Below are 2,070 nucleotides of genomic sequence, written 5' to 3'. Positions count from 1 at the left end.
ACGTGTCGAATGCTCGAACGCCTGAAGCTGACGTTGGCTTAGTTGATGAAAGAAATGCGTCGTCGATAGGCCGAGTTAACTTGGTTGAGGAACGGGGCGTTCCAAACGAAGCAGTGCCTAATGTGGTTCAGCTCGAAACTCGTGCTGATTACAGGGCGGCCTCGCTAAATCCAAGCCCCAATACCGTCTATCAATACAATGGCTATGAATTCACAACAGATAGCCTTGGACGGCCGGTGAATTCATCTGGGCAGCTTTCACTTGGGAATGGTGGAAATCGCTTCTATGATGACTACCAAATAGGTTACCCGCATAATGCTGATGCGCTTCCTGGAGATGTTGGGTTCCATGCCGGCGGTGATCAGTTCGGGTTCCCTGGTGGGCAGCTAAATATCTTCCCAGGTAATGGTGAGCTTAATTCGGCTAGCGGTGCGTATGGATCATTCGAGAGGGATGTGCTTAAGCCACTTGTTGCTGACCCTAACAACACAGTGAACGCGCAATTCCAGAGGATTTTTTACGAAGGTAACTACACGACCCGACCGAATGAAATTCAGGTGATCTATCAAGTGAACGATCAGGCACCAGTGACAAGTACATTTCTCAATCAACCGGGTGGTTAAAGATGTTTAGTGATGTGATCGAGTGCTATGAGGCAATGGGAAAGACCTTGGCTTCAAGTGCACGCGCGCCTTGGACTCGTATCTTGGTTGATGCGACGCTTGATGGGAGTCGCGTGGATGCTGTCGTTTCCTATTGGAATGGTGAGGCCGAGAAGCCGGCCGGGTACTTAACTGGCGTGCCGATGTTGGCGCGTTATGTATATGAGCTTGCCCGGATCGTTGGCAACGAGGAAAAAGGATTTTTTAAAAAGTGTCACTTCGATCTTCGGGGTGATGGAAAATTTAATGTTGATTTTGAGTACTGAATTCAAATCTGTGCAAGAAGAATGCCCGCCTTGCGCGGGCATTCTTCTTTAGGCGGTTGCTAAGCCGTCCTGTCCAGCACGGCTTGGATCCCCGCCGCATCGCGCGGCGAGAGCCCTTCCGCTTCGCGTTGCGCATCGAGGTAGTCCTGCCGCAGCCGCGCGATCTCTGCGACGTCGGCGTTGCCCTGTTTGGCTTCCCGGTATTGCCGGAAGATCTTGCCGGCCGCGTGATGCAGGCGTTCCAGCGCCCGCTCAAAATCCACCCCGTAGTTGATATCGACGTCGGTGTGCATGGTCGTTCTCCGTATCGTTGAGTGAGCTTGCTTGGCCATCATGCCGGCACCGTGTCGCACCGCTTGCTACGGTGCCGTGCGCCGATCTGCCTGCCGACCTTTTTTAGCTTTATGCGCCGAGCTTGGAAGTCCTGCTTACAACCCAGGACAAGGTATGGGTTTGTTATACCCCCGCTGCGCGCGGGGCATAACAAAACGCGCCTCGCCAGTCGTTGCACTCCCTCTGTGGCGCTCCCGGCTTGCTCAGGGCGTAGCCCCGAGACCCCGCAGCAGAAGGCCATCGTGCCGGCGTCGCGAACTGCCAATTATTAGCCAGCTAAATTTTTACGGAGAGCCACCACCTAGTGCAGGATAGGCTTGCGCGCATAAAACTGTGTCATGGGCGGTGGTGAAGGGCATGAGTGACGAATACGAGCGGTTGCAACGGTGGGGCGTGTGGTTGCCGAAAAAGCTGCTGGCTCGCTGGCGACAGGTAGCGACTAAGCGCGGCATGACCGCGCCCAAGCTCCTCACGCTGGTGATGACGCGCGTGCTGGACGGCGCGGAGGCCGAGGTGGGCCTGGATGAAAAATCCGCCAAGGCAACCAAGGGTCGGCTGTTTATCACTCACCCAAAAGGGGCCGGGGGTAATTAAATATTGTTCCGTAAACGCGATGGACGACCATGCGGCTTTGTGGCGGCTGGTTGTCCGAGGGTTTTTTCAACCATGGCTTGAAATCGACGATCCCCCAATGCGCGGCCCTGCTTCAAGTGCAGTCGAATAGAAGAAATTTCATCGTCATTTACTCCTGCGCGTAGCCATGAACGATACGCCATGGCTCGCTCTTGAGGGTCTGTGGCCATGGCCAA

4 protein-coding genes and 1 pseudogene are annotated in these 2,070 nt (G+C 54.8%); 3 read left to right on the top strand and 2 right to left on the bottom strand.

The window, feature by feature from the left end; translation table 11 throughout:
- On the top strand, positions 1 to 623 hold a 623-nt coding region (locus QQJ86_RS15640), incomplete at its 5' end, for a DNA/RNA non-specific endonuclease (protein WP_284321897.1).
- 2 nt (positions 624 to 625) lie between these two features.
- Positions 626 to 928 (top strand): hypothetical protein, encoded by a 303-nt coding sequence (locus QQJ86_RS15635; RefSeq protein ID WP_284321896.1) that lies wholly within the window; start codon positions 626 to 628, stop codon positions 926 to 928.
- A 59-nt stretch (positions 929 to 987) separates the two neighbouring features.
- On the opposite strand, the gene QQJ86_RS15630 is transcribed toward QQJ86_RS15635, so the two are convergent.
- Positions 988 to 1,221, bottom strand: coding sequence for a hypothetical protein (locus tag QQJ86_RS15630; RefSeq protein WP_284321895.1), 234 nt, complete (start codon positions 1,219 to 1,221; stop codon positions 988 to 990).
- A gap of 397 nt (positions 1,222 to 1,618) precedes the next feature.
- Here QQJ86_RS15630 and QQJ86_RS15625 point away from each other — a divergent pair, with 397 nt between their 5' ends.
- Positions 1,619 to 1,855, top strand: coding sequence for a hypothetical protein (locus QQJ86_RS15625; RefSeq protein ID WP_284321894.1), 237 nt, complete (start codon positions 1,619 to 1,621; stop codon positions 1,853 to 1,855).
- Here QQJ86_RS15625 and QQJ86_RS15620 read toward each other — a convergent pair.
- Positions 1,852 to 2,070 (bottom strand): annotated as a pseudogene (locus QQJ86_RS15620) (transposase); the annotation flags it as partial. The gene QQJ86_RS15625 and the pseudogene QQJ86_RS15620 overlap by 4 nt on opposite strands.

Origin of the sequence: Dyella acidisoli, assembly GCF_030160295.1 — a bacterium.
GTDB lineage: Bacteria > Pseudomonadota > Gammaproteobacteria > Xanthomonadales > Rhodanobacteraceae > Dyella_B > Dyella_B acidisoli.
This window is presented reverse-complemented; position numbering and strand designations above follow the sequence as displayed.